24 protein-coding genes and 1 other RNA gene are annotated in these 20,477 nt (G+C 32.0%); 17 read left to right on the top strand and 8 right to left on the bottom strand.

The genetic code is table 11. The features are described from left to right. Window positions 1-13 precede the first annotated feature (13 nt). Both kdsA and GBH57_RS10305 read left to right on the top strand, forming a co-directional pair. The gene (gene kdsA / locus GBH57_RS10300; protein WP_151674417.1) at window positions 14-832 is read left to right on the top strand and encodes a 3-deoxy-8-phosphooctulonate synthase; all 819 of its coding nucleotides are present in this window, start codon (window positions 14-16) and stop codon (window positions 830-832) included. A 58-nt stretch (window positions 833-890) separates the two neighbouring features. Next, window positions 891-1,736: a T9SS type A sorting domain-containing protein gene (locus tag GBH57_RS10305; RefSeq protein WP_151674418.1), complete on the top strand. Its 846-nt coding sequence runs from the start codon at window positions 891-893 to the stop codon at window positions 1,734-1,736. Here GBH57_RS10305 and GBH57_RS10310 read toward each other — a convergent pair. Beyond that, window positions 1,733-2,092, bottom strand: coding sequence for a DUF1801 domain-containing protein (locus GBH57_RS10310; protein ID WP_151674419.1), 360 nt, complete (start codon window positions 2,090-2,092; stop codon window positions 1,733-1,735). The two genes, GBH57_RS10305 and GBH57_RS10310, sit on opposite strands and share 4 nt — an antisense overlap. A gap of 254 nt (window positions 2,093-2,346) precedes the next feature. Here GBH57_RS10310 and GBH57_RS10315 point away from each other — a divergent pair, with 254 nt between their 5' ends. The 8 genes from GBH57_RS10315 (at window position 2,347) to GBH57_RS10350 (ending at window position 9,063) form a co-directional block, all read left to right on the top strand. Further along, window positions 2,347-2,952: a hypothetical protein gene (locus GBH57_RS10315; protein WP_151674420.1), complete on the top strand. Its 606-nt coding sequence runs from the start codon at window positions 2,347-2,349 to the stop codon at window positions 2,950-2,952. 6 nt (window positions 2,953-2,958) lie between these two features. After that, window positions 2,959-3,252, top strand: a complete 294-nt coding sequence (locus tag GBH57_RS10320) for a winged helix-turn-helix domain-containing protein (RefSeq protein WP_151674421.1) — start codon at window positions 2,959-2,961, stop codon at window positions 3,250-3,252. Window positions 3,253-3,491: 239 nt separating this feature from the next. Then, a complete protein-coding gene (locus GBH57_RS10325; protein WP_151674422.1) occupies window positions 3,492-4,001 on the top strand; it encodes a hypothetical protein in 510 nt (169 codons plus the stop codon). After that, a complete protein-coding gene (locus GBH57_RS10330; RefSeq protein WP_151674423.1) occupies window positions 3,998-4,285 on the top strand; it encodes a hypothetical protein in 288 nt (95 codons plus the stop codon). The genes GBH57_RS10325 and GBH57_RS10330 overlap by 4 nt, the downstream gene beginning before the upstream one ends. Before the next feature lie 21 nt (window positions 4,286-4,306). Next, window positions 4,307-5,647: a cell envelope integrity protein CreD gene (gene creD / locus GBH57_RS10335; protein WP_151674424.1), complete on the top strand. Its 1,341-nt coding sequence runs from the start codon at window positions 4,307-4,309 to the stop codon at window positions 5,645-5,647. Between the two features lie 81 nt (window positions 5,648-5,728). Then, entirely contained in the window at window positions 5,729-6,091 is a 363-nt protein-coding gene (locus GBH57_RS10340; RefSeq protein WP_151674425.1) for a ribosomal maturation YjgA family protein, read from the top strand. Continuing rightward, entirely contained in the window at window positions 6,078-6,743 is a 666-nt protein-coding gene (locus GBH57_RS10345; RefSeq protein WP_151674426.1) for a DUF1361 domain-containing protein, read from the top strand. Before GBH57_RS10340 ends, GBH57_RS10345 begins: the two co-directional genes overlap by 14 nt. A gap of 223 nt (window positions 6,744-6,966) precedes the next feature. After that, window positions 6,967-9,063 (top strand): response regulator, encoded by a 2,097-nt coding sequence (locus tag GBH57_RS10350; RefSeq protein WP_161596090.1) that lies wholly within the window; start codon window positions 6,967-6,969, stop codon window positions 9,061-9,063. A 458-nt stretch (window positions 9,064-9,521) separates the two neighbouring features. Here GBH57_RS10350 and GBH57_RS10355 read toward each other — a convergent pair whose 3' ends face one another. Continuing rightward, complete coding sequence (locus GBH57_RS10355) at window positions 9,522-10,136, bottom strand: hypothetical protein (protein WP_151674428.1); 615 nt, start codon at window positions 10,134-10,136, stop codon at window positions 9,522-9,524. A 418-nt stretch (window positions 10,137-10,554) separates the two neighbouring features. After that, the gene (locus tag GBH57_RS10360) at window positions 10,555-11,760 is read right to left on the bottom strand and encodes an NAD(P)-dependent oxidoreductase (protein WP_151674570.1); all 1,206 of its coding nucleotides are present in this window, start codon (window positions 11,758-11,760) and stop codon (window positions 10,555-10,557) included. 146 nt (window positions 11,761-11,906) lie between these two features. On the opposite strand from GBH57_RS10360, the gene ssrA reads away from it, so the two are divergent. Continuing rightward, window positions 11,907-12,306, top strand: a transfer-messenger RNA (tmRNA) gene (gene ssrA, locus GBH57_RS10365). A gap of 59 nt (window positions 12,307-12,365) precedes the next feature. Here the strand turns inward: ssrA and GBH57_RS10370 are convergent. Further along, complete coding sequence (locus GBH57_RS10370; RefSeq protein ID WP_151674429.1) at window positions 12,366-13,175, bottom strand: T9SS type A sorting domain-containing protein; 810 nt, start codon at window positions 13,173-13,175, stop codon at window positions 12,366-12,368. A 400-nt stretch (window positions 13,176-13,575) separates the two neighbouring features. On the opposite strand from GBH57_RS10370, the gene GBH57_RS10375 reads away from it, so the two are divergent. Next, window positions 13,576-13,809 carry a hypothetical protein gene (locus GBH57_RS10375; RefSeq protein ID WP_151674430.1) on the top strand — a complete coding sequence of 78 codons (234 nt, stop codon included), beginning with the start codon at window positions 13,576-13,578 and terminating at the stop codon, window positions 13,807-13,809. A gap of 71 nt (window positions 13,810-13,880) precedes the next feature. Here GBH57_RS10375 and GBH57_RS10380 read toward each other — a convergent pair whose 3' ends face one another. From GBH57_RS10380 to GBH57_RS10395, 4 genes are all read right to left on the bottom strand, one after another. Then, window positions 13,881-14,297 carry a rhodanese-like domain-containing protein gene (locus GBH57_RS10380; RefSeq protein ID WP_235904691.1) on the bottom strand — a complete coding sequence of 139 codons (417 nt, stop codon included), beginning with the start codon at window positions 14,295-14,297 and terminating at the stop codon, window positions 13,881-13,883. Between the two features lie 2 nt (window positions 14,298-14,299). Then, entirely contained in the window at window positions 14,300-14,611 is a 312-nt protein-coding gene (locus GBH57_RS10385) for a rhodanese-like domain-containing protein (protein WP_151674431.1), read from the bottom strand. Between the two features lie 125 nt (window positions 14,612-14,736). Further along, entirely contained in the window at window positions 14,737-15,450 is a 714-nt protein-coding gene (locus GBH57_RS10390) for a thioredoxin family protein (RefSeq protein ID WP_373865836.1), read from the bottom strand. A 26-nt stretch (window positions 15,451-15,476) separates the two neighbouring features. Further along, window positions 15,477-16,031, bottom strand: coding sequence for a TlpA disulfide reductase family protein (locus GBH57_RS10395; RefSeq protein ID WP_151674432.1), 555 nt, complete (start codon window positions 16,029-16,031; stop codon window positions 15,477-15,479). Between the two features lie 123 nt (window positions 16,032-16,154). Here GBH57_RS10395 and GBH57_RS10400 point away from each other — a divergent pair, with 123 nt between their 5' ends. The 5 genes from GBH57_RS10400 to trpD all read left to right on the top strand — a co-directional run bounded on the left by GBH57_RS10400 (window position 16,155) and on the right by trpD (window position 20,445). Then, window positions 16,155-16,607 (top strand): MarR family winged helix-turn-helix transcriptional regulator, encoded by a 453-nt coding sequence (locus GBH57_RS10400; RefSeq protein WP_151674573.1) that lies wholly within the window; start codon window positions 16,155-16,157, stop codon window positions 16,605-16,607. Between the two features lie 39 nt (window positions 16,608-16,646). Next, window positions 16,647-17,216, top strand: a complete 570-nt coding sequence (locus tag GBH57_RS10405; RefSeq protein ID WP_151674433.1) for a YceI family protein — start codon at window positions 16,647-16,649, stop codon at window positions 17,214-17,216. A 181-nt stretch (window positions 17,217-17,397) separates the two neighbouring features. Continuing rightward, on the top strand, window positions 17,398-18,798 hold the full coding sequence (locus tag GBH57_RS10410; protein ID WP_151674434.1) for an anthranilate synthase component I family protein: 1,401 nt from the start codon (window positions 17,398-17,400) through the stop codon (window positions 18,796-18,798). A 70-nt stretch (window positions 18,799-18,868) separates the two neighbouring features. Beyond that, window positions 18,869-19,438 carry an anthranilate synthase component II gene (locus tag GBH57_RS10415; protein WP_151674435.1) on the top strand — a complete coding sequence of 190 codons (570 nt, stop codon included), beginning with the start codon at window positions 18,869-18,871 and terminating at the stop codon, window positions 19,436-19,438. A gap of 14 nt (window positions 19,439-19,452) precedes the next feature. Then, window positions 19,453-20,445: an anthranilate phosphoribosyltransferase gene (gene trpD, locus GBH57_RS10420; RefSeq protein WP_151674436.1), complete on the top strand. Its 993-nt coding sequence runs from the start codon at window positions 19,453-19,455 to the stop codon at window positions 20,443-20,445. The last annotated feature ends 32 nt before the right edge of the window (window positions 20,446-20,477 follow it).

The raw sequence follows: 20,477 nt of genomic DNA on the forward strand, positions 1-20,477 counted from the left end.
TAAAACTACTACTATGACTTTAGCAGGTATCCCAAATATCAAACACACAGATAAAAATAATTTCTTTTTACTTGCTGGCCCTTGTGCCATTGAAGGTGAAGATATGGCGATGCGCATTGCTGAAAAAGTTATAACTATTACAGACAAGCTTGGCATTCCTTACATATTTAAAGGAAGTTACCGCAAAGCAAACCGTAGCAGAATAGATAGTTTTACAGGAATTGGCGATGAAAAAGCATTAAAAATTTTACGTAAAGTTTCAGAAACATTTCATGTGCCTACAGTCACTGATATTCACGAAGCAAGCGAAGCAGCAATTGCAGCACAGTATGTAGATGTATTACAAATTCCTGCCTTTTTAGTACGCCAGACAGATCTTGTTGTTGCAGCAGCACAAACAGGAAAGGTAGTCAACTTGAAAAAAGGACAATTTATGAGTCCGGAAGCAATGCAACACGCAGTGCAAAAGGTAAAAGATGCTGGAAGTGATAAAGCCTGGATTACAGATCGTGGGACGATGTTTGGTTACCAAGATATGATTGTAGATTTCCGCGGAATTCCAACAATGAAACAATATGCTCCCGTAGTACTCGATGTAACACATAGTTTACAACAGCCTAACCAAAGCGTAGGTGTTACTGGCGGAAGACCAGAAATGATTGCTACCATTGCGAGAGCAGGAATTGCTACTGGTGCAGACGGTCTCTTTATTGAAACTCATTTTGATCCAGCTAACGCAAAAAGTGATGGGGCAAATATGCTAGACATCGCAAAACTTGAAAAATTACTAACAGATCTTGTTGCTATTAGACAAGTGGTTAATGATCTATAACTATTGGTAGTTTGTAATGAAAAATTAAAATTGAGAAATAACTAACCACTTATTTGATATGAAAAAATATTACACATTAATTGCATTATCATTTTTCTTTTCATCTTTTTCGCAAAATATTATTGAATTAAGACACAATATAGGTGACCAAATAATCGATCAAGCGTCAAATGCATCTTGCAGTTTTGGTGGAGTAAACTGGGGGCGAGTATATAACTTAGAAGATTTTGGAATTACTGAAGACTTTAATATTAATCAAATAAAATATGGTATTCAAGAAAGCTCATCCGCACCAGACAATGGTATGTTTTTGAGAGTTTACGCCATTGACGAAAATTTTCCAGATTCTTTTCCAACAAGCACACTTTTAGGTGAAAGTGAAATTATAGATATGCCGTCTTTTGTAAATAGACAAATATTTACATATACTTTCACAAGCCCAGTAGTAGTACCAGCATCTGTAGATCGTATTTTAATTGAACTATTCCAACAGAACTCTAATCAAACTGTTTTTATGGGCGGAACAGCTATGAGCAATGATTTTTCTTGGTTTAGGGATTTAGGTGGATGCTTAACGACAACATATCAAACCACAGTTGATCTAAATAGACCTAATGTAAATTATTACATTGTTGCTGAAGGTGAAATTTCCACACTCGGTAGCAATGAGAATAATTCAAAATCTTTAGTATTGAGCCCAAACCCAGTTACTGAGATTTTAAAGCTTCAAGGAGATACGTTAAACCAAAATGATATTATTTCAATTTATAACATTCAAGGGAAGTTACTAAGAACAGAAGATTATAAAGAGGTAATTAATGTTGATAATTTACAAGCTGGTATATATTTCTTACATATTGAAAATGAATCTAGAAAATACATTAAAAGATTTATAAAAAATTAAGCAGTGTACCCTTTCTTTTTAGTTCGGTAGGCTTCTTCAAGACATTCAATTAAAACTTGTGCGTCTATATCTTCGGGCTTATAATATCTAAGTGATTTTACAAATTTTCGCTTTTCAGAAATTAATATATTTAAGTGGATATTGAAATCTGTTCGACACCAAAAACACACATCCACATAGCCTTTACGTACATTTAAGTAACAAATAGGACAATCGTCACTATAATATATAGGTAACTTCCATTTATATAATAACTCATTATTGGGTAAAGTGTGCTCAATAAGTACTTGTACTTGAAGGAGCATTGCTTTAAAAGGTTCAGGTTTTGAGAGAATATATTCTAAGGCAGGTTTCATTTTATAAATATAAAAAAAGGCTACTTAAAAAAGCAGCCTTTAGGTAATCACATATAAACTCCCCAGTTTATAATGCATGATTTATACTACAAATAAAAATCAATTACTACGTAGTACATTACGGTTTTCCGTAATGGAGCTATATTTTATTATTATTTATATTACAAGCACTACTAACAGTAGATTATACCCGAAAAAAAATAGTTGTGAATTATATTAAATTATAGTTACTTTGTAATTCAAAGTACTTTATTATGAGCGAACAGGATTATTTAAAAGATATCAGTGAGATTAAAAACTTAATGAATAGATCGTCTAGATTTATATCACTTAGTGGATTGGCTGGAATATTTGCCGGTATTTATGCTCTTATAGGTGCAGCTATTGCCTACTATTTAGTAGTAAATTCAGGTAGAGATTATCTTATTCTTGATGGTCATATTTTCAAAATGATTCTGTTAGACTTAGCTCTTGTCGCTCTATGCAGCATAGTTACTGCGATTTTTATAACCACCCGAAAAGCAAAAGAAGATCAAGTTAAAATATGGGACGAAACTACACGCAAGCTTTTAATGAGTTTTCTTGTGCCTTTAATTACTGGAGGAATCTATATTTTAATAATCCTCAACCAACAAAAATATGGGCAAACAGGCGCATTGATGCTCATTTTCTATGGATTGGCACTTGTAAACGCATCTAAGTTTACTATAGGGAATATCAAGTATTTAGGATATATTGAAATTGCCCTAGGGCTCGTTTGCGCACTACTGCCTGGATATGGATTCTGGATTTGGGTTTTAGGCTTTGGAGTAATGCACATTATTTATGGTAGTTTTATGCTCATAAAAGAAAAAAGATAAACACTCTTGGGAATTATTGAAAACATAAATAAGGTTTTTGACCATCGCATCCGTTTAGGGATTATGTCCATATTAATGGTAAATGATGAAGCAGACTTTAATCGTTTAAAAGAATTACTCGATGTTACAGATGGTAACCTTGCGAGCCATATTAAAGCGCTTGAAAAAGAAGCTTATATATTAGTTGAAAAACAGTTTATAGGTAGAAAACCAAACACACGCTATAGCAGTACAGCTTTAGGTAAAAAGGAATTCAAAAAACATATTGAAGCTCTTGAAACTTTACTGCGCAAAAAATAGATTCTGAAATTTAGAAATAACGAATACTTAAAAATAATCAACGCATACTACTTTATTAAAACCAGTAACTAAAGTTCCTTATAAATGCCTATGATCTAATACTACATTTGAACTGCGGAAATACTAAAGATTTAAAACAATCGCACAGTATTTACAACACGTAGTTAATACTAACATCCGCTCTACCCTATTGAGCGTATTTTTTTAATTATTCACTTTGTAATTCAAAGTACTTTAAGATGAAGCATCGAAAAAAATTTATCACTTGGTTATTTAAATGGACAATGGTTGTGTACTGTAAGTTCAAGAAAAAGGAAGCGTGGAACATTTCTACAGCAGCGTTGCTTGAAATGAAAAAACATACGTTTGGCTATAAACTAGGAGCTCTACTCCATAAAAATGGTTTTGAGTTGATCCCAAAGGTTGAACGCCATGATGCATATCATTTACTTACTGGTTTTGGGACCACCGTTGAAGAAGAAATAGCATTACAATATTGTTGCTACGGTAATGGAAAACGAACACCTTACTTATACGGCGTGTTACTTATAGGCACACTAATTCTGCCAGAATACTTCCCCTTTTATATGAAAGCTTATCGCTATGGTAAAAATGCAAACGATTTTCATCATTTCGATTTTAAGCAAATCTTAAAACTAGATTTTAAAAGTTTTCAAGACACCATTTTCACAAGCTCAGCGCAATTAAAAATGGATTATCACCAAAGAAAAAAACACATCGCAATATGAAAACAATTAAAATTTCAGCAGGAATAGCTCTCACTTTCTTTGTAATTGGCTCATTACTATTTCTACTACAGTTAGTCTTGACAGACAGAAGTACAGTACCCGTAATTGGTTTTTATTACGTTTTTACAGCAGTTATTATTAACTCCATTGTAGTACTCACTTTGATAGGTAAACTATTTATAGACCAAAACTACACCGAAACATTAAAATCTATAGCGATCATTTTAGCAAACGTACCTGTTGCAATTGCATACACATACATCGTTTTTGAATACACATTTTAACTAATTATAAAACAACTTATTATGGAAGAGAGAAAAGGAAAATTTGGATACTGGTTACGCAACTCTATATCAGCTAGAATGATTGTTGTAGGATTTTTATTAGTGGTTTTATTAATTCCGCTAGAGTTTGTAAAAAGTCTTATTTATGAACGATCATCAAGGCAGGTTGAAGTAGTTAGGGAAATCAATAATAAATGGGGAAATGAGGTGATTATTTCTGGACCTATTTTAAAAATTCCATATAAAACCATAGAGAAAACGGAACACTTTAATTCCGATACTAAAAAATATGAAACTAGAACTGAAACTATCACAAACATCGCTTATATTTTTCCGGATGATTTAAATGTGGAGGCAGATGTAAACACGCTAGAACGAAATAGAGCCATTTATAAATCGGTAGTATTTACTGCAGACATGAATGTTTCTGGAACATTTCCGAAGATAGATTTATCAGAAAAAGATATCCCGCTAAGCGATATTTTATGGGAGAAAGCCACTGTAGTTATTCAAACTACAAACATAAAAGGTATACGGAGCAATATGGAAGTGCAATTAAATGATTCAGCTTTAGCGTTAAACCCAAAGTTTACAAAGGATTATTTAAACACGATTCAAAGTCAAGTAATTCCTGAATTTGAAACTAAAGCAAAACAGGCGATGCCATTTTCATTCACCATAAAAGTGAACGGAAGCGAGCGTTTGCAGTTTATACCTATAGGAAAAGAATCTAAAGTTTCTATGACATCTAACTGGCACTCGCCTAGTTTTAACGGTAACTTTTTACCAATTGAAGATTCTAAAACGATTACTAAAGAGGGCTTTAATGCAGACTGGGAAGTGTACCAAATAAACAGACAGTTTGAGCAAGTGTTCTATAATACTTTGCCAAATTTAACTCATTTTGCTTTTGGTGCAGATTTAATAATCCCTGTGGACGAGTATCAAAAAAGTGAACGCACGGCAAAATATGGTTTTCTAGTAATTGGGCTTACGTTTCTAGTCTTTTTAATGATTCAAATAGGGAGCAAAATATACATTCATCCATTTCAATATGTATTAATAGGTCTCGCGTTAGTATTATTTTACACGCTGTTAATTTCTATAAGTGAGCATAGTTCGTTTTTAAAAGCCTATTTAATCTCGGCAAGTGCTGTGATGTTATTAATAACCGTGTACAGTAAAATTGTATTTAAAGAAATGAAGTTCCCAATACTTATTGCATTTTCACTGTCTTCTTTATATGGATTTATCTATGTAATTATTCAGCTTGAAAATTATGCGCTACTTGTAGGAAGTGTGGGATTATTTGTAATTCTCGCTATTATCATGTTTGCTAGCCGAAAACTAGATTGGAAATAGTAAACAATTAACAATTGAACATCTAGCTGAAACTTTCAGTTTTGAAATTTTCGGCTATATGTTTAGAAACTACTATAATGTATGAAAAAATATAGCACCATATTTATATTAATCCTTGTTACAGAAATAGCTATTGCCGTATTTCACTTTCATAAGTGGATACGATATTATGTAGGCGATTTACTGATAATACCACTACTCTATTGCTTAGTTAGAATGATAACCAAACTCTCTAAAATGAAAGCGGCACTACTTGTACTGACTATCGCAATAGCTTCGGAAATATCACAATATTATAAGCTTAATGAATACTTAAATATTACTAACAGAGTATTGCTTTTGTTTATAGGAAACAGCTATGACATCATCGATATTCTAGCATACATTTTAGGGATACTTCCTATTATATTAATTGAAAAACACAGATCAAATGAAACATATTAAAGCATACGTATTTCAGAATTTTGAAACCTTAGCCATTTTATCAATTGCAACTATTAGCAGTATTGCATTATTAGGGCTTCGTTTAAAAATAACCCAATCATTTTTTCTAATATTCTTGGTTTGGAATTTATTTTTAGCCGCAGTACCTTATATAGTTTCATCCTATTTAGAATCAAAAAATGACATTAATACATTTACACTAGTTGCCGGAAGTAGTATGTGGTTACTATTTTTACCAAACGCACCATATATACTTACCGATTTAATACATTTAACTAATCAATCCTCCGTTTCAATTGTGATTGATGGGATAATTATCAGTGCCTTTGCATTAAGCGGACTCTTATTCTACTTATACTCAGTTAGACAAATGATGAAAATTTTTGAAAGGAAGTTTTCTAAGAAAATCGTTCGTGTTATAAAATTTATGATTCCATTTCTATCAGGTTACGGAATTTACTTAGGAAGATTTGAACGGTGGAACAGTTGGAATATCGCTCAAAACCCGTTAGGCTTATTAAATAACGTATTAACTAGTTTTATAGACGAATCTAAAATTGGGCTAGTAATTACAACTACGGTATTTATAGGGAGCATCTTATTGATTACTAATTACTTGTTTATTCGCTACATTAGCAAACAAACAATTTGAAAGAATTGTACTACAACTAAACAAGATAATTACACTTTAACGTTTTTATACGCATTTTAACGCGCTATATGAAATAAAATTATATATATTTGATTTTAAATAAAATGGTTTGAGGCACCTAATTCTTATTTATATATCTGTATTCACTTGTTTTGGGCTTATCGCTCAGGAGAGGAAAACTGTTGCTGTTGATTCTGTTAACATTAAGAGAATCGATAGTTTAATGCAAATAGTTCAAACTGAGTTTTTCAAAAATAACTATGACAAAACGATACAAGAAGGTGAATTAGCGATTAGATTATCAGACAGTTCTGGTTATTTAAAACAATATAAATTTATTTCTAGTTATTTAGGAAGTTCTTATTTAGAAATTGATGATTCTATTAGAGCTAAAAAAATATTCAATAATTCAATTGAATATGCCTTAAAAAGAAATGATACAGCTTGGAGATTAGCCGCTGAAATAGATCTAGCAAATTACCACGCACTAAAATCAGACACAACTTCTCAAAGAAAAGCCATTAAGCTTTATGAAGATATACTCCCGATTGCTGAAATATTAAACACCAAAAATAAATTATTAGTTCTGAATTCAAATATTGCTGAGATGTATTTGAAATTAAATGAACCAGATAATGCAGAAAAGTTTATTATAGAATCAGCAAAATATTTTAATGAAGAAACGTTTATTGGCTTTAAAGGAAGTTATTCTTTAAACAAAGGTAACTACGAATTTCAAAAAGGAAATAATGAAGAATCTATAAAAAACTTGAATGAAAGTATTAGAATTTTTTCGAATTTAAATCATTTAGATGGAAAAATTCAATCATATAAAACCCTTGTTAAAATTTATGCTAAACAAGGAAAATACAAGGCAGCTTTTAAAAATCAACAAATTTTAGATGATTTAGAAAAAGAAAAATTTGAGGTTGACAAAATTGAAGCTGTACAAACCGTTTCAACAAGATTTAAGGTTGTGGAAATGCAAAAAAAGATTGAAGAAGCTAATCTACTAACTGAAATAAAAGAAAAACAAGCAAAGCAAGAAACTACTTTCTTTTGGATTAAAATAGCTTCTGGAATTCTTTTAATCTTTTCAACAATTCTCTTCTTTTCTTATTTAAACAGAAAAAAACTAGTTGTAAGTCTTAGAGCAAAGAACAAACAATATCTAGAAGAGAAAGAACGTAGTGAAGAATTAATGAAAGCTAAAAGTATACTCTACTCTAATATCACTCATGAACTAAGAACCCCAATGTATGGTATTATTGGGATTTCGAATATGCTTTCTGAAAATAAACTTTTTAAAAGCGAGCGAGAACACCTAAAATCACTAAAATTCTCTGCTGATTACTTATTGTCGCTTGTAAATAATATTTTACATTTTAATAAATTAGAAAGTGACGAACCAGATGACATAAAAATTTCAAATTTTGATATCCGAAATTTGGTATACAACACGGTAGAATCATCTAAATTTTTGAGTGAAGACCATCCTAACAAATACATTGTAACTATTGATCACTCAATACCTAATATTATTTCGGGTGATGAGATGAAAATTTCTCAAATTCTCATAAACCTACTCGGGAATGCATCTAAGTTTACAAATGATGGAGTAATAGAAATTAATCTTGAAGAAATAGCTAGTACTAAAAACAATATTGAAATTGCTTTTACGATAAAAGATACAGGAATAGGGATAGATGAGAAAACTCTCAAAACTATTTATAATAAATATGCACAAACTGGAACTGGGCAAAATTTTATGGGGACAGGTTTAGGACTACCTATAGTAAAAAAATTAATTGAGCAACAGGGTGGACAATTAGCTTTAAATAGTGAATTGAGAAAAGGAACAATTGTTACTTTTAGTTTGAACTACGGAATAGCAGAAACAAAAGTACTCGACGAAATTTCACCAGAGGGTATTAAAACTATATTAAGTGAATTAAATATTCTAATAGTTGATGACAATAAAATCAATCAATTAATAACAAGAAAATTTGTTGAACGTCATGGCGCAAAAGGCAACACCGTTGGAAGTGGACAAGAAGCCATTGAACTAGCTAAAAACAATAAATATGATGTGATACTAATGGACATCAATATGCCAGAAATGAATGGGTTTGAAGCCACTGAGATAATTAGATCATTTGATAATGAAATACCTATTATAGCGTTAACCGCTGTAGATAAAGAAAAGGTAGTAGGAGCACATTCTTTTAATTTAATGAATGGGATAATAATTAAGCCATATTCAAATGAACAATTTTTAAATACGTTATTAGCTAACATTACTATTTCACGAGCTAGTTAATACCAATTTACTTACAAGTTTAGATTGTATTAATATAAATTTCACTTACTTAAGTACACTTAGTATTTAATTAAAATTGAAAATCACCCCAAATTTCTATTCGTTTAAATAAACTAAATATAGTGTGTTTGCATATTTGTTTATTTTGGAAACACGATAGCTCTACAATTGATCTCTCTCACTTTAATTATCTATAAAGCAATTATAAAAGTTCTATAGATCTGAATCATAAACAACATTTAAAACTTACGAATCTTGCTACTTGAAATCTGCAACATAGCTTTCGCATAGCTTTAAAGTTAGTTTAATATAAGCTACTTGAGAAATATTAGAGTCAATGAAACAATGAGTTGTCTGTACTACCAAAACCTCTATTACAGTAGTTTTCCTAAAGTTTGAGTTATAAAAAAGCACCTACAATATATATTGTAGGTGCTTTTAATTATTTATAATATAGTCTAATGTTTACTCATCACTATCCATTTTTCCAATATTCCATCATACATCAACTTAATCATTTCATATTGCTTGATAGTAATATCAGAACCACCACCTAATATAAATTGATTTCTTGTGATAGAGCCATTATCTTGGTTTTTGATTTTCACTTCACCACTAACGCTGTATAATGACAATGTATACCCATGAGCATCCATTGGGCTCGTGAAGGCTGACATATCAATACCTGTTAACTCAACATCACCAAGTAATACCGTAAGACGTACAATAGCTTTACCATCTCCAGTGGCGCCAGGCCATATAATTCCAGCAAGGTTATCTAATAAAGTAATCCCTATCAATGAAACTTGGTTTACACCAGCTTTTCTATCAGAATATTTAACCTTATCACCCTCAATATAGATGTTCTCATCCATATCAAGTTCTAATATTACTCCTTGCTCATCTACTCCTAAAAGTCTAACGGCTTGACCGTGATCCATTGATCTTTTTTGTATTCTAACTGAACCATTAACATCTAAAGTAGCTTGGGGATCTGAAGTATTGATTCCAACCTGAGCATTAATTTGTAATCCAATAAAAAATAACAATCCTAAAGTAATTTTGTTTTTCATAACTTGCGGGTTAAAGACAAAACTACAAGTTTTATCTAGTTACTTAATACTAAATGTAAGAATTTTAAGTTAACAGCAAGCCTTTACAGCACAAAAACAGTGTTTTATTCGATGAAATACACAGTCATATGAGCTTTTTCTAAACTTCCTCTAAAGTTTATGTTTCTTTTTTAAAAAATACTTGGTCAAGTATATTATAAGAAACGAGAAACCCAAAAGATTTCTCGTTTCTACAAATTATATTAATTGGCTATAAAATTGCTAAATATTTTATTAACTATTACCAGTAGCAACAGGCCAGATAATTCTATCTCAGGTAAACAGACTGCTATCTGCAGATCCAAAAATTAAAGTTAAAAAGACATTAAATAATGTCATCTTAATAAATAAGCTTAATTGTAATGGTTCGCTAAAAAAATTACTTACCTACAACGTAATCACTTAAGTATTTAAACCTCTCTGTTAGTTTTCCTGATGAATCGGTAATCTTAGCTCTTTTCAAAATTCCATTTTCATCGTTATTAAAAAATGCCGGAATTACATATTCAAGAAACATTTCACCAAAGCCTTCACTAGCATCTTTAGGCAATTCACAAGGTAAATTATCTACAGCCATCATAGTAATACAACCTGACGCATCCATGGTAACTTCTGTTTCGGTTTGTGGATCATATCCATAAAAAGGATCAGCAATCGTAGAAGGTTTAATTGTTGCTGCAACAGGTCCATCTATATCACAAGATATATCCGCAATTAGATTAATTCTGAAATTTTCTAGTTTTGCATCATCTCTTGTAAATAAATAAGGTGCATTATTTCCGTAAAAATGACCTGCAATAAAAAAGTCTGTTTCAGATGCATATGGCATAAAATTACTTTCATACGGTGTTGGATCCTTATAAAAAGCATATTTATCACCAACTTTACCATCCTTACGCCTATTATATTCCATTACATCTGCCATACAGTAAACAGGCTCTGTAAATTGTGATGTGAGATATAATGCATCACTAACTTGCTTAATGTTCAAATGATCTAAAATTTCCTTAGCTCCTTTTGCGACTTTTCCAGTTCCAGTTAATAATATTTTAATAGCTGGAAGTTTGATTTTATCTAACTCAGCTTTAACTGCATTAAGATCTGTCAAATGTTCTACTTTAGGAAGTTCAAATAAACCATCTCTAATACCAAGAGCTCTAAATCCATTATAAGCTCCAACTAAACCCGCATATCTTCCAAAACCAATTAATCGAGCACCACTTTGCTTTACAATTGTTTCGTGATCGAACATTTCAATATTACGATCAAGCATTGCTACCAATAACTTTCTGTTATAAGGTTGTTTTTTTATAGTATGTGAAAAATAGAAATACTTTTTATTAGGTATTAATGCTTCCACTGGTACTTCCTTTACCCCTAACATTACATCGGCCTCAGACACATCATCCAAAACCTTAAATCCAGCTTCGGCATAAGCAGTATCTGGAAAAACTCTAATATCGCTTGATTCTACAATAAAATGTGCTTCTGGAAATTGCAATGCAGCTTCTTTTAACTTTTCAGGAGAAAAAACAACACGTCTGTCAGGTGGATTTTTACGTTCTTTAAGGATGGCAAATGTAATTGGCATTTGGTATAGATTTTGTGTTTGTATTGTGACTCAAAGATAGTTGATTTCTGTTATCTTTGCCATCTTAAATTAAGCCCAGTGTTTAATTGATTGGTGTATTTCAAACTCCATTTTCAATTAATAGCTGACAACTTAATTATGGGGCCGACTGGTTTTGACAGCGGGTTAACTGGTACAGTAAGCATGTAGAGCGCTGGGAAACAGCTCTTAAATCTCATTTTTCACACTTTTTAAACGGCGAGAACAACTACGCCCTAGCTGCATAATCCGAATCATAGTAGGATAGTGCCTCGGTCTACAAGGTAGACAAGCAGGAAGTCACTCGAGAGCCTTGGTTTACGGCAATCGATTTAGTGACTTCGTAAAAGTAAACCTATCGAGCGTAGTACCTAGATGCGCTTGAGACATCTAATTTAGGATAAGGGACGCGTTGGTAGTTTTCGACCGGCAAATTCACGAAAATCTAAATGAAAACTAAACATGTAGAAAGCCGTGCAAGTGCACGTTTGGACGAGGGTTCGAATCCCTCCGGCTCCACTAAAAAAAAAAGCCACACTTAAAAGTGTGGCTTTTTTTTTATAAAATTTAATTTCTAAAAACTATTCTTTCACAACTCTCACAGAGTGTGACCCTGTTTCTGAAAATACTTTTAACATATAAATTCCCGGATTTAATCCAGACATATCAATAGTTGTATTTGTAGCCGAAATAGTATTCGAAATAATTTCTTGGCCTAAAATATTATATAGTTTTAAACCTGTTAATTCAGTTTTATATGACACATTTAGAACGTCATTAGTAGGCAATGGATATATATTTAATGCACTAGTATCAAATGAATCTATATCCAAAATCCCCACTTGAAGTGAAAAATCTAAAGCTTGTCCAAATCCAGGAAAAACACCTTGACCAAAAGGATTGAAAGAAATGGCGCAAGGATCAATTTCAGCAGGTGAATCAGCATCAGTATAAATTTTAGTAACTCTAACTCTAGTTTCTCCAAGTAAAGCCTCAGCAGGAATACTTATTTCAAAACTTACAGTAACTCCATCATTACCATCTGAACTAGTAATTGTTCCCATCTCATAAACTTCTCCTGGATCATTTAAAATCTCATTTTGATTCCAGTCTATAAAAGCAACAATTTCGTTATCGAAATTCCCTGCTGTATTTCCAGCTACTGAAAATGTTGCCACAGTAGAAGTTGATTCGAGAACAGCTATTTCAGAAGTCATATCTACTAAAATAGAAGACGTATCTGTGTTAGTAAAACTAACATCCCCAAAACTAATAGTTGTTATTTCTTCTACAGTAGTTCCTGCATCATCAATATCACAATAAGGTGCTGGAAAAACTTGAGCATTTACACCATAAGTTAATAATGCTACTAGTATTGTAATTTTTTTCATATTTATAATTTTAGTTAACAAGATAAAAAAAAGACACGGTATTAAGTATTTTGACACTAATAATAAACAATACTTCAACTAATAAAAGATGCAGATTTTCAGTTCAAAAAATCATAACATTCAATTAAATTTATAAAATAGCTTATAATAATTTAATGAGAAAAAAATATTTTACTCGAAAATGTTAAAGTTTTCAATCTTTAAAGGAATCTAAAAAATAAACATTTCGCGCTAAAAACACCTGTAAAACAAGTATTTACACGCATTTATTTGATTTTAAAAAAACAAAACTACTTAAACTATAAGTAATATCAATACTCTCATAGACACCAATTTATAATAGAATTTGGCTACTACAAATTGTTTAACTAGTTTTACCGTCAATTAATTAAATGAATACATGAGCAAGCAATTATTGCAAGATGCAGAAGTCTTTTTAAACGCTAAGATGAGTCATATGTCAACTAGTGACAAAGTAGCTGCATCAAGAGAAGCCAAAAGATTAATTTTAGGCATCAACGAAGAATTTAAAAAAACTAAAGATCCAGCCCTTATGGAAAAAATGAAGGAGCTGACTGTTAAAAAGAAAAAAATAGAAAAAAGATTAGGTGGTTTACCCACAGATTTAGGATAAAAAAAATACCGCTTTATAGCGGTATTTTTTTTGTCTTTAAAGTAATACGTTTAATTACAAGTTATAGAAGTTTACTTTTGAGTTTCGAGATTATTTTTATCCCAAGCAGTAATACCTCCTTGTAAATCGTAAATTTTAGTAAAACCCATTTCCTTTAAAACTTTGGCTGCACGAGCGCTTCTTCCACCCTTTTTACAATAAACATATACTGGTTTATTTTTATCTAAAGCTGTAACTTTTTGTTTAAAATCATCATCTGTAACACAAATGTTCTGTGCATTTTTTAAATGACTCGCCCCAAACTCTTTATCAGTACGCACATCAATTAATTGAGCACCTGTTTGATCTTTTAGCACATCATACATTGCTCTTGGCGCTACCACTTCAATAATACCATTTCCAGAAACACCTTCTGTTCCTTGAACATTGTTACAAGCAACAATTACAAGCATTAAACCTATTACTAATAATTTATTTAAATATTTCATAGTTATATGGTAGTTTCCCCAACCCATTGAGAAAATCCTCCCATTAAGTTGTATGTATTTTTAAAACCTATCGACTCCATTATCATGCAAGCTTGTGCACTACGGCCTCCAGCTTTACAATATACAAAGTAATTTTTCTCCTTATCAAGTTTATTTGCGCCATCCATAAATAAGCCGGCATTCATAATATCTAAATGAATTGCATTTGGTATATATCCTTCTGCTATTTCAAATTCTGTACGTACATCTATAATTACCGCATCTGTATCTTTAGCAAGCTCTTCTCGCCATTGTTGTTGATTTAAATCTTTCATTTGAGTTTGTTCTTAAAGTGGAACCACTATTTATTTTTTCAGTAAAATTACTAATAACAAACTCTTTAGCAAAAAAAATGCCGAAACTCATCAAAGTTTCGGCATTTAAAATTTCAGAATGTCAACTATACCTTAATTGAACACCCAATAGCTTTAGTTTCTTTTTTCTCAATTTCTTTGCCTTCTAGCAATGCATCAATAGCATTCGCTAAAAATGTCTCTTTAACTGCACTTGCATTACGTACATTGTCATCAATCGCTCCTATATATTTAACAATAAGCTTTTCATTAGATTTCTGTAACAAATAAACATGTGGAGTTTTAGTTGCACCATACGCTGCATACACCTTGTCATTAGCGTCATACAAGTATGGAAATGTAAATCCAGCTTCCTTTGCTTTTTCCTGCATTAACTCATAAGTGTCATCTGGCTGCACATTTGGATCATTAGGATTTACAGCAATTACTGGAAATCCTAAAGCCTTATATTTTTTGTCTAATGCAACTATACGCTTCTCACTAGCTACAGCAAAGGGACACGTATTACACGTAAAAATTACAACAAACCCTTTAGCATCTTTATAATCTGACATCGATACCATTTTGCCATCGACATCTTTCAGGTTAAAATCTATTGCCTCATCTCCTATTCCGTATCCCTTAATTAATTTTCCATCACGAATTTTCATATCAAGTTTCTCTTCCTTTTCTTCGGAAATTTTCTCAACTGAATCTCCTTCTGCAATTGCTAATTCGCTCTTACTTTCTTTGTTGTTACAACTAACAAAACCTAGGCTCATTAATGCAGCTACCACTATCATTTTAAAATATATTTTCATAATTTAATGCCGAAACACTTCGGACTTTATAAAATTGATTTAACTTCTTTTTCTAATTCTTGGTATGTAAATGAGCGTTCATAAAACGTTCTTTTATTTTTATTATATATAATTGTTGCAGGTATTGCTCCACTCCAGGTTTCATCAATTGCAGGAATCCAAGAGTTTGCATCAGCATCATCTAGCAATATTACATCACTTTCAATTTGATTTTTTTCAATAAATGGAAGCACCTGAGAAGTTAACTTATCAGGAAAATCTAAACTTACTAATATGACCTTCACCTTATCACTTATATAGGTCTTACCCAATTTTTCAAAAGCTGGTAATTCCTTAATACAAGGTTTACACCAAGTAGCCCAAAAATTCACTACATAGGTCGTATCGTTTTGCTTAGCTAACAATGGAGCAAGAGCGTTATAATCAACTACCTTCACAATATTTTGATTGCTTAAAGTTTCAGAAGTCATCTTACTTCCCTCTTGTAAAATTGTAGTTTCTTCATGTATAGACACTTCATCTTTCACCCCTTTGTTACAAGAAGCAAATAACGCTAGAAGTATGATTACTAGATATTTCATAAGCTAAAAATACTCCCAAAAATAATGAAAGCTAAAATTCTACTATTAAATATTTGTTAAAGAATGAGGCAAAAACTAAAACAAACACATACATTTGTACTAACAACAGTTGTATATACAAATATGGGAATTGAAGAAGAAATAAAATCCGATTTATCACTTAGGTTAGAAACTAAAACAATTATTAATATCATTTTTACTAGCCGTATTATTGAGGAAGGCTTGCTTTCGCATATTAAACAGTTTGATATAAGTGCTCAACAATACAATGTTCTTAGAATTTTAAGAGGTCAAAAAGGGGCTGCTGCTAATCTATCTACTGTACAAGAACGAATGGTTGACAAGAGCAGTAATACAACTAGATTGATTGATAAATTAATTAAGAAAAATTTTGTAAAAAGGCAGGTTTGTAAAAAAAATCGAAGAAAAATAGAACTATTTATTACCCCTCAAGGTTTAGATGTTTTAGAAACACTTGACCCTATCACTGAAGAAAACAATAAAAAGCAATTGGCAAATCTCACAAAAGAAGAACTGAATACACTTAACACTTTACTAGATAAACTTAGAAATTAACAATTAAAAAAAGGAGGCCTACTTTAAAGGCAAATAACTATGAAAACAGTAAAATCAATTTTAATCGCAGTAGTCATTTTAGGCTCAACTGCTTTCGCACAAGCTCAAACTAAAAAATCAATCGACACAGGCGCTAGCTCAATTAACTGGGAAGGTAAAAAAGTACTTGGTTCTCACACAGGAACAATCGCATTTAGTGATGGGGTTATCGAAATGGACGGAGAAACAATTACTGGCGGAAAGTTTACAGTAGACATGTCATCGATCAATGTAACAGATTTAAAAGCTGGCGAAGGAAAAGAAAAATTAGAAGGACATTTAAAAAGTGATGACTTTTTTGGCGTAACTAATTACCCAAAAGCAACATTAGAATTTACTAAAGTTCAGAAAATGTCTGGTGGTTATGAAGTCGTTGCAGATCTTACAATTAAAGGAAAAACTGAGCCAATTTATTTTGACTTAGCTACAACTAAAAACACCGCTACAACATCATTAAAAGTAGACAGAACAAAGTATAATGTTCGTTACGGATCAGGAAGCTTTTTTGACGGTTTAGGAGATAAAACAATCTCAGATAACTTCAATCTAGACGTCACTTTAAAATTTTAAGGAAAATTTAAGTTGTGTAATTTTATGAAGTTACTATCTTTGAACTTTAAAATTATGCAAACAACAAACAATCATACTTGGTGGTGGAATAACTCTCGACAATTTTCGTGAGCATAGCACTATTTGGTATCTATTATACAAAAGGCTTGTCATTCACGACAAGCCTTTTTTTTATTTAAAAATGAAATACAATTTAAAAACATACAGCAAAAATCTATTGGCAGACACTCTTACTCCAGTGTCTGTATATCTACAATTACGCGATAAATTTCCAAATAGCTTATTACTTGAAAGTAGTGATTATCACGCAAACGATAATAGTTTTAGCTATATCTGTTGCAATCCAATCGCTTCAATAAAAGTTGCAAACGAAACTATTTCTAAAACATTTCCTGATGGAACTTCTGAAATTTTAAAGATTGACAAATCGACAGATGTACCAAAAATAATTCAGAAATTTTCAGAATCATTTGAAGCAGATAACCCCCAAGCTTTTAAGTTTATAAACAATGGATTATTTGGCTATATGTCCTACGATATGGTTCGGTATTTTGAAAATATCGAAATGGCTAAGAAAAAAGGGGACCTTGAAATTCCCGATGCATATTACGCGGTGTATCAAAACGTAATAGCTATCAATCACTTTAATAACGAAGCCTATATTTTCGCTCATACTTATGAGAATGAAAGTAATATTGATGAAATAGTACGACTCATAACCTCTAAAAATTTCGCTGAATATCCTTTTGCCAAAAAAGGGCAACCTACAACTAATTTAAAAGATGAGGAATTTAAAGAGTTAGTTCTTAAATGCAAAGAGCATTGTGCACGTGGCGATGTGTTTCAAATTGTACCAAGCAAGCGATTTTCACAACAATTTACAGGTGACGAGTTTAATGTTTACAGAGCTTTACGCAGTGTAAACCCATCCCCTTACCTATTCTATTTTGACTACGGAAATTTTAAAATATTTGGATCTTCTCCAGAAGCACAATTAGTAGTGAGCGGTGACCAAGCAGAAATTCATCCTATTGCAGGAACATTTAAAAGAACTGGTAATGATGAATTAGATGCTATTTCAGCAAAACAACTTTCCGAAGACGAAAAAGAAAATAGCGAACACGTAATGTTAGTCGACCTTGCCAGAAACGATCTAAGTCGTCACGGAAGTAATGTAAAAGTAGAAACATATCGCGAGGTTCAGTTTTTCTCTCACGTAATACATTTAGTAAGTAAGGTTACTGCTATTAAAAATAAAGACACTGCAACAATGCAAGTAGTTGCAGACACATTTCCTGCTGGAACGCTAAGTGGTGCTCCTAAACATAACGCAATGACATTATTAGAGAAATACGAAAATGTAAACAGAGATTTTTATGGTGGAGCCATTGGTTTTATGGATTTTAAAGGAAACTTTAATCACGCCATTATTATTAGAAGTTTTGTAAGTAAAAATCATACACTACACTTTCAAGCAGGAGCAGGAGTTGTAAATGATAGTGATCCAGAGAAGGAACTACAAGAAGTATATAACAAACTAGGAGCTTTACAAAAAGCACTTCAGTTAGCCGAAAATATTTAAACAGCTTAGTTAATTTATAACTAGCCGCATACTGAGTTCTATTAAAACCCAGTATTAACTAAAACAAAATATGAATATTATAGTAATAGACAACTACGACAGTTTTGTGTACAACCTCGTTCACTATTTAGAAGAATTACATTGTACCGTTACCGTAGTAAGAAACGATCAATTTCATTTAGAAGATTTAGAACGTTATGACAAGATACTTTTATCTCCTGGCCCAGGAATTCCTGATGAAGCTGGATTGTTAAAAAAAGTTATTAAAACATATGCTGGCAGAAAACCAATTTTAGGTGTCTGCCTTGGTCAGCAAGCTATTGGTGAAGTTTTTGGAGGATCATTAAGTAACCTATCTAAAGTATTTCATGGAGTTTCTACAACAGCAGAAATTCTAGTTGATAATGAACCACTCTTTAAAGGTTTAGGGAATCAGATTGAAATAGGACGATATCATAGTTGGGTAGTTGACAAAGAAAATTTCCCGCCTAGTCTTGAAATCACATCACTTGACGATAATGGTCAAATAATGTCTCTTCGCCACAGAGAACTAGATATTAGAGGTGTACAGTTCCATCCAGAAAGTGTACTGACACCTAAAGGAAAAGAGATGATTAAGAATTGGATTGAAATGAATTAGTGCCGAAATCAAAGATGAAAAACATACTTAACAAACTTATCAATCACGAACAACTCACAAAAGAGCAAGCAAAAATGGTGTTGATTAATATTTCAGAAGGAAATTATAATCAAAGTCAGATTGCAGCTTTTATGACAGTCTATATGATGCGAAGTATTGGTATTGAAGAGCTAGAAGGTTTTCGCGATGCTTTACTTGAACTTTGTATTCCGGTAGATGTAAATAATTACAATACCATCGATCTATGCGGCACTGGTGGTGACGGAAAAAATACCTTTAACATAAGTACACTTGCATCATTTATTACCGCAGGCGCAGGTGTTCACGTTACCAAGCACGGAAATTATGGAGTTTCCTCTATAAGTGGAAGCAGCAACGTAATGGAACATTTAGGTATTAAATTTAGTAATAATAATGATCACCATAAACGCTGCTTAGACGAAGCTGGAATTTGTGTTCTACACGCACCTCTCTTTCATCCAGCAATGAAAAATGTAGCTCCCATTCGTAGAGAATTAGGCGTTAAAACCTTCTTCAATATGCTTGGTCCAATGGTAAATCCAGCTTTCCCAAAAAATCAATTAGTTGGAGTTTTTAATTTAGAACTTGCCAGAATGTACGGATATCTCTACCAAAAAGGAACTAAAAACTTTGCTGTCATACACGCAATGGACGGATACGACGAAATAAGCTTAACAGGGGCCACTAAAATGATTAGCCGTAACACTGAAACGATGTTGACTCCTGAGAGTTTTAGTGTAAAACAGATTCTTCAAAGCGATATTTATGGAGGAGAAACCGTAGCAGATTCGGCTTTTATTTTTTCTGAAATATTAAATGGAAATGGAACTGAGTCACAAAATAATGTAGTTTGTGCTAATGCAGGACTTGCTATAGCAACAGTCACTGGTTGCACCATTAATGAAGGATTTGAAAAAGCACAAGAAAGTTTACTTGGCGGAAAAGGGTTAAATGCATTAAAAAAATTGATTGCATTGAGCAACTAAAAATTCAGATAAAAACTGTTAATCTTCAATTT

This window comes from Patiriisocius marinus (genome assembly GCF_008974325.1).
Lineage (GTDB): Bacteria > Bacteroidota > Bacteroidia > Flavobacteriales > Flavobacteriaceae > Patiriisocius > Patiriisocius marinus.